Below are 6,837 nucleotides of genomic sequence, written 5' to 3' on the forward strand. Positions count from 1 at the left end.
ATTTCATTATTTGAGAACCTTATTTTACTCATATTAAATCACCTCATAACTTTATTGTACAAAAAAAGAACCTATATAGATAGACTCTCTTTTATAAGTGTCCATCTTATAGGTTCCATTTTAATATGATTTTTCTCTTTATTTTCATCAAAGGATATTATTTTATTTAAATATGGATCATAGTAATCATTTATTGATCCATTAAGGTAATATACCTCTTCCTTAGTTATATCTTCTATAAATGAATTATAGTTTGTTGTGCCTACTGCATTTATATATACAAATTCTTTTAGATATAAAACGTCATGATAGTATCAATTACCTTCTTTTATTTTTTCTGTATTACTTTTAGCTATTGATTCTATATATCTTTTTACTGTATATAAAAATATAACTATTTTATTGAATTTAGCCCAATCTATTTTGGGGCTATAAATTTATCTCCAGTTAGAATTAATTATTGTTTGCCTTCTAGTAACCATCTTTCATAATTTGATTACTCACCCACATTGTTTAATTGTTCTTTTAAATTTATCTTATCACCACTAGTATTCATTCTAAAAATATCAAGTGAGAACTTTCCTCCTGATGGTGGCCAATATGAACATTCATCACCAGCTCCAAAAACCAAAGAAGCTTTAGTCATAATCCTCCCCTTTTTACAACATCACTCATGTTAATTATAGCATATATTACATTTATTAACATAATATTATACTTATAAAATAAACATTAATTTCTCCATGTAATAATAATAAAATACTCACGTTGCCCCACTATCTAAATAGCTACCATACTAAATGATTATACTATTTCACTCTTTTTATATTTTTTAAATAATTTATAAATATTCTATTATGGATTTAGTTGAACAAACCTTATTTACTTATCATAAACTTATTCTTATCATAAGTAAAAATTCAAACTATACCCATTATAAAAAATGTAGTTACCTTATTTATAAATAAAGTAACTACATTTTTTTTACTTATCTTCAAGTGAAGTGAATAACTCTACACTCCTATGTAATATGTATATTATAATACTCATGTTTACTTTATCAATTTACAATTAAGTCTAAAGTGTCTATTATCTTAAATTTATAGTCAGAAAGAAGGAACATTACATATATAAAAATATAGCTGCTTTAATATGGATTATTATTGGTATAACTTCATGCTATTTGTCAATGAATAAAATTGAAACACGTGATGTTACTTATTCTTAAAAATTTAAGATATCCAGCTTAAGTGCATTATTCTTATAAATAAAGGTGTCATATTTAAAGACACCTTTAGGTTTATACTTATTTACAATTTAAGTATAAACCTCATTTATTTATAATACACTTCTCCGTATTATAAATAAATGAGGTTTTATAATTTTATTCTTCTGTACATATGCTACAAGATCTCACTCTTACATATATTCGTAAACATTAATTGATTTCTATTTATTATTTGAGTTTTTTTCTGAATACTTTACCCATGTATAGAATATAAGAATTATTCCTATAATAAGGCACCCACCACTGATAGCTTCAATAAATCCTGAAAAAAATTGTTGATAAGCTTTTACACCAGGTTGCCATATAACAGAATAAATTGCTGTAATAAATGATATTAATATGGCACATAAAGCCCCAACCAAGGATTCATTTCTTTTCAATTTTTGAATCTCATTAAGTAATGAGTTTATAGTTTTATTGCTTTCTACCTCTACATTTTCTTCTTCAATATATTCACCCTTTAATAATTCCCTCATTGAAACCTCCAATACTTTACTTATCTCTTCAAATAATGAACTATCTGGTAGACACTTACCACACTCCTATTTTGAAACTGCTTTATCAGTTACATTTAGATATTCTCCAAGTTCTGCCTGTGTAAGTTTTTTCTTTTTTCTAGCATCTGCTATAAATCTTCCGATTTTTTTTGTATCCATGATTACACCACCTTTAATAGTATAATAATTCCAAAGTCACTATATTGAAACCCACCACAAGTAGAATCGATAGAGTAAAAGTAGAATATTACAAGTTTAGTAAAAAACTCATTTATGATACAATTCTACGTATTGCTTGTAAATGAGATTTTTACATTTTAAATGTTTTGAATAAAATTTAAAAAGACTTTTTATATTTCTTAAAGTAGGCTGAACTTGAAAAAATAAAATAAGCACCAAAAATCATAAAAAATATTGCAGAAAAATATAGTTTCCCAATTAAATGCCATATTCCTATAGATAACCATAGAACACCTGCAATTGCATATAACTTCCAGGTGAGCTTGTTATTTTCTGCTTCACTTTTACATTTACCATACTTTTTTATTTGCTTAATTCTAGAGTTATACGCTAAGTAAGGCATAAAATTAAAGATAAATATGAAAATATCAATTACTAATAACGCTAAGATAATCAGAAATATAGGTCTTATTGCTATTGCAGAAATAACTAACAAGCTTATTAATACTATAGCTATTATTAAAGAATAGATTGTTCCCATTCTTGTTTGATTTCTTACACGTGTATATTTATCTATTTCCGATTTACTATCACTATAAATAGGCTTAGTCCCAGATTGCGCTAAAAAAATATGCATTTGCTTATTGACAGAAAGAACAAGCTCCCATCCAGCTTCTTTGAATATGGTAAAATACTCTCCATCGGCATCCAATTGATAATCTAAACTATACACTATATTTTGAGGCTTATCTTTTCTTAGCTTATAGAAAAAACCTCCGACTATATCTTCTAATATCCAACCTTGCTTTGCATAATTTTTTAGTTTTTCCATATCACTTTCTTCACTAAAAGCAAGACCATTAATCATTATATATTTACTTTTCAAGAATATCACCCTTTCCTAATCCAAAAAATTTTCAGCAAATTTAACCATCTGTTTTTTACGCTCAATCTCTTTTATTAGCATCTCTCGTCCTTTATTTGTTATTTTATATACTTTTTTATTATCATCTGTGTCAGAACTTAACTCCACTAAATCTGCTGATAAAAGCTTTTTTAGTGTTGTATAAAGTGATGCAGGACCAATAGTAACTTCATTATTAGTAAGGTTCTCAATAGTTTTCATAATTAGGTATCCGTGCTTTTCCTCAATAACACTAGATAAAATATAAAAAGCAGAATCTGTTAGTTCCCCAATATCAATAGAATCTTTTCTTGGCATAAAATTCTCCTTTCTATTATATATATCATTTATTGATATATCATTAAATATAATATATCAACAAATGATATAGTTGTCAAATATTCACATATATTATCTTTGTAAAATTATAAAAATAATTATAATGAAGCTTTCTCTTCTTAGTCCATAAGCTAATTTATTAATAGTTATTAAAATCACCATGCCAGCTCCACACTTAGGATATCTTAGTATTTCTGTTAGTAGATATTCTACATCATATATTCTTGATGATTTTCTTTATAAACCTTTTTCATTATACTTTTCTCCCTTCTAAATAAAAAAACTCTTACCTGTACATATAAATACAAGTAAGAATTTTACCAAATTTAGCTTTTATAGAATACTAGTTAATTATAATATATATTTATAATTCAACTTCATATATTTAAATCATATATCCATAACAATAAACTTATGTAGTTTAGTAACTATTAAAAGCTAAAACATATTTTAACTAATGTTTATACTAAATATAATCTATTTGTCACATTTAATGATTATAATTAATTATTAAAGTTGTTTATTCTTTTCTAAAACCAAGATATACTGACTAAGCTTCATTTTCTATTACTCACACACATTAATTATAATTTTTCCTATATTATGATTACCTTCCATATGTAAATGTGCCTTTCCAATGTCCTCTAAAGAAAACTTAGTATCAATAATAGGTCTTATTTTTTTATCTTCAAAGTACGATATTATATTTTCAGAAAACTCCTTTGTTAAAATAGCTTTATATTCATTACTTCTTGGAGTTAATAAAGTTCCTGTAAATTGAATACACTTTGACATAATTGATAGTAAATTTACTTTTTCAACCTCTGCTCCACCTAGTATACCAATAAGAACCCATCGTCCTTCTTTTTTAATACTAGCTAAGTTTTTATTCCAATAATCAGCTCCAATAAAATCTAAAATTAAATCTACACCTTTACCATTTGTTGCTTTTAAAACTTCTTCATCAAATGATTGTTCTTTATAATTTATAAGAACATCTGCTCCAAGGTCCCTACAAAAATCTAGTTTCCTTTTAGAACCAGCAGTAACAATAACTTTTGCATCACTAATATGTTTTGCCAATTGAATTGCTGCTGTTCCAACACCACTTGCACCTGCATGAATTAAAACAGTTTCATTTTTTTTAAGTTTACCAAGCCAAAATAATGTCTGATATGCAGTTAAAAATACTTCTGGAATTGCAGCTGCTTCATCAAATGATAAAGAATTAGGAATTTTTATAGCTCTATCTGATGGCATTACAGCAAATTCAGCATAACCACCACCATTAACTAATCCCATTACTCTATCTCCTATAGAAAAAGAGCTTTCCCCACTTATTTCAGTAACCACTCCTGAAATCTCCACTCCTAAAATAGGATTTTCAAGATAGCCTACTTTTCCCTCTCTTGTTATAATATCTGTACGATTAACTGCTGCAGAATGTACTTTTATAAGTAATTCCCCTTCTTTTATTTTAGGTATATTCATATCAACAACCTCAAGTTGCTCATAACCTCCTGGTTTTTTTACAATAACACTCTTCATAAATGACACTTCCTATATTACTATTATTCTTGCTTTTATTTAAGTTACTTAAGTAAGTAATTTTCACTAAATATGTTTATATTTTATAATAGTAAATTAATATTATCAAGATACTGCTCTTTTCTTTGCTATACTTAATAATAGTATAGATATAAAAATTCGATATCTGAATCATTCTTTAATATTATCTATATATTTTCTTAAATCTTTAAGATTATTTTATATGAAATGTAAAAACCTAATTTACTTATGATACGGTTCACCTTAGCATATATAAAAAAAATTATATTTTCCCAGATACAATATAATTAATATTATTTCAAATTCAAGTTTTAATTATATATTTTTTAAAAAAAAGTTAGTCTTTTAAAACCTATCCTGCTATTTGCATTTCCAAATTACTTATACATTTAATGTTTTATATCATCATCATTTCTATCCAATAGTTTTCAACTCATTTCATCCACACAAATTGGAGTTTGTCATAGACATAATATTAATTAATCCCATTAATCATTCTTTAGTGTTTGTTTTTTATTATCCCAGAATTCTTCTGCAAGTTTCATATATCTAACAACGCTTGCTCCACTGTCTATTGATTCTTCTCCTTGTGCTATTATTTTATTAACAAATACCTTACTATTAATCATATAGATTTTAGAGCAATAATCATAAATACTATCAAATAACTTCAAATAGGTTTCCAATGCTTCTCTATTGGAAGCTCTCGCACGACTAAGTATAAATTTATCTTTTCCCTCTGTTTGATAATATCTACTTAATCTATATACAAACATATCAAGTCTATCATACTGACACGATCCTTTTACCAGTTGCAAACCACCTGTCATTGGCATAAAAGAGAAATTTTCAAGTTTATGGTACGCATCATAACATTGATCCAATTCATCTAAATAAGCATTAAATTCGTCCCTTTCATAATCACGTCGTAACAATTCCTTAAATTGTTCATATTTTTTTTTGGATTTTTTATTTTTTCCAAAGTTAAAGTCTGTGTCGCCACTCATTTTAAATTTTGGATATTGATTAAATTGCGCATATTTTTCATTAATGTTAATTGGTGCGTAAATTCTAATACCTTGCTTTTTCAAATTATTATAATCAAACTTTCCCCAAAAAGCCCATCTTGAAGGAGTATAGATTTCTTTATATTCGTTCCATGCCTCTGGTGATGCATCATAATCATATTCACTCTTAACAACTTTCAAAATATAACTAGTCATTTTATTTTCCTCTCCAAATCCCACTTACACACTATATCTTCCAACAAATTACTAGGATAATTATAACACCAGTCAATGATGCTATTTATAAATTTCATATTAACCAAAATTATTAGAACGAATAATTTTGGTTCTCCATAGATATGCTTCAACGTAAGTTATTCTAAATCTTCTCTTACTTAACCACAACCTCAAACCACTTCTCCCCACTACCAATTTCATTCCTACTCCTATCTACCGCTACAATTCTTAAGTTTGAAGCATTATCTAATCTTAACTTTTCTTTATATTCATTTATTACTGTTCTTGAGTTGAAGTGGCTTCCATCTACATAATGAAGTATGCATAAAATTTTATTATAATCTTCTATTAATTCTCTAAATAATCCATTTATATGTCCATCATCACAATTGAAGGCAAATCCGCATACACAAATAATATCTGATTCTTTAAACTTATTAAACATATCTACGTATCTTTTAGACATCTTAACAGAAGTTAATGGTTTTATACCACTTTGGGTAAATAAGAAAGGGACTATTATATGATTTTTCTCCTTGTTTTCATCAAAGGATATTATTTTATTTAAATATGGATCATAGTAATCATTTATACATCCATTTAGGTAATACACCTCTTCCTTAGTTATATCTTCTATAAATGAATTATAGTTTGTTGTTCCTATTGCATTTATATCTACAAATTCTTTTAGATATAAAACATCATGATAGTATTAAAATGGAACCTATAAGATGGACACTTATAAAAGAGAGTCTATCTATATAGGTTCTTTTTTTGTACAATAAAGTTATGAGGTGATTTAATATGAGTAAAATA

General features: G+C 26.4%; 8 protein-coding genes. All 8 read right to left on the reverse strand.

Annotation, left to right across the window (positions count from 1 at the left end):
* Positions 1–496 precede the first annotated feature (496 nt).
* Entirely contained in the window at positions 497–646 is a 150-nt protein-coding gene (locus J7M87_RS20015) for a hypothetical protein (protein ID WP_291653968.1), read from the reverse strand.
* A gap of 803 nt (positions 647–1,449) precedes the next feature.
* Positions 1,450–1,764 carry a hypothetical protein gene (locus J7M87_RS20020; RefSeq protein ID WP_291653970.1) on the reverse strand — a complete coding sequence of 105 codons (315 nt, stop codon included), beginning with the start codon at positions 1,762–1,764 and terminating at the stop codon, positions 1,450–1,452.
* Positions 1,765–1,830: 66 nt separating this feature from the next.
* Entirely contained in the window at positions 1,831–1,944 is a 114-nt protein-coding gene (locus tag J7M87_RS20025) for a helix-turn-helix domain-containing protein (protein WP_291653972.1), read from the reverse strand.
* Positions 1,945–2,122: 178 nt separating this feature from the next.
* Complete coding sequence (locus tag J7M87_RS20030; protein ID WP_291653974.1) at positions 2,123–2,851, reverse strand: DUF2812 domain-containing protein; 729 nt, start codon at positions 2,849–2,851, stop codon at positions 2,123–2,125.
* A 15-nt stretch (positions 2,852–2,866) separates the two neighbouring features.
* Positions 2,867–3,187 carry a PadR family transcriptional regulator gene (locus J7M87_RS20035; RefSeq protein ID WP_156174324.1) on the reverse strand — a complete coding sequence of 107 codons (321 nt, stop codon included), beginning with the start codon at positions 3,185–3,187 and terminating at the stop codon, positions 2,867–2,869.
* Between the two features lie 588 nt (positions 3,188–3,775).
* Entirely contained in the window at positions 3,776–4,756 is a 981-nt protein-coding gene (locus tag J7M87_RS20040) for an NAD(P)H-quinone oxidoreductase (protein WP_291653978.1), read from the reverse strand.
* A gap of 509 nt (positions 4,757–5,265) precedes the next feature.
* Positions 5,266–6,000: a hypothetical protein gene (locus J7M87_RS20045; RefSeq protein ID WP_291653981.1), complete on the reverse strand. Its 735-nt coding sequence runs from the start codon at positions 5,998–6,000 to the stop codon at positions 5,266–5,268.
* 175 nt (positions 6,001–6,175) lie between these two features.
* Positions 6,176–6,634 (reverse strand): hypothetical protein, encoded by a 459-nt coding sequence (locus J7M87_RS20050; protein ID WP_291653983.1) that lies wholly within the window; start codon positions 6,632–6,634, stop codon positions 6,176–6,178.
* Between the last annotated feature and the right edge of the window lie 203 nt (positions 6,635–6,837).

Origin of the sequence: Clostridium sp., assembly GCF_017888565.1 — a bacterium.
Lineage (GTDB): Bacteria > Bacillota > Clostridia > Clostridiales > Clostridiaceae > Clostridium.

Excerpts from the sequence above, each read along its gene's own strand:
- J7M87_RS20015 (WP_291653968.1), bottom strand. The coding sequence starts at position 646 with ATGACTAAAGCTTCTTTGGTTTTTGGAGCTGGTGATGAATGTTCATAT.
- J7M87_RS20020 (WP_291653970.1), bottom strand. The coding sequence starts at position 1,764 with ATGAGGGAATTATTAAAGGGTGAATATATTGAAGAAGAAAATGTAGAG.
- J7M87_RS20025 (WP_291653972.1), bottom strand. The coding sequence starts at position 1,944 with ATGGATACAAAAAAAATCGGAAGATTTATAGCAGATGCTAGAAAAAAG.
- J7M87_RS20035 (WP_156174324.1), bottom strand. The coding sequence starts at position 3,187 with ATGCCAAGAAAAGATTCTATTGATATTGGGGAACTAACAGATTCTGCT.
- J7M87_RS20040 (WP_291653978.1), bottom strand. The coding sequence starts at position 4,756 with ATGAAGAGTGTTATTGTAAAAAAACCAGGAGGTTATGAGCAACTTGAG.
- J7M87_RS20045 (WP_291653981.1), bottom strand. The coding sequence starts at position 6,000 with ATGACTAGTTATATTTTGAAAGTTGTTAAGAGTGAATATGATTATGAT.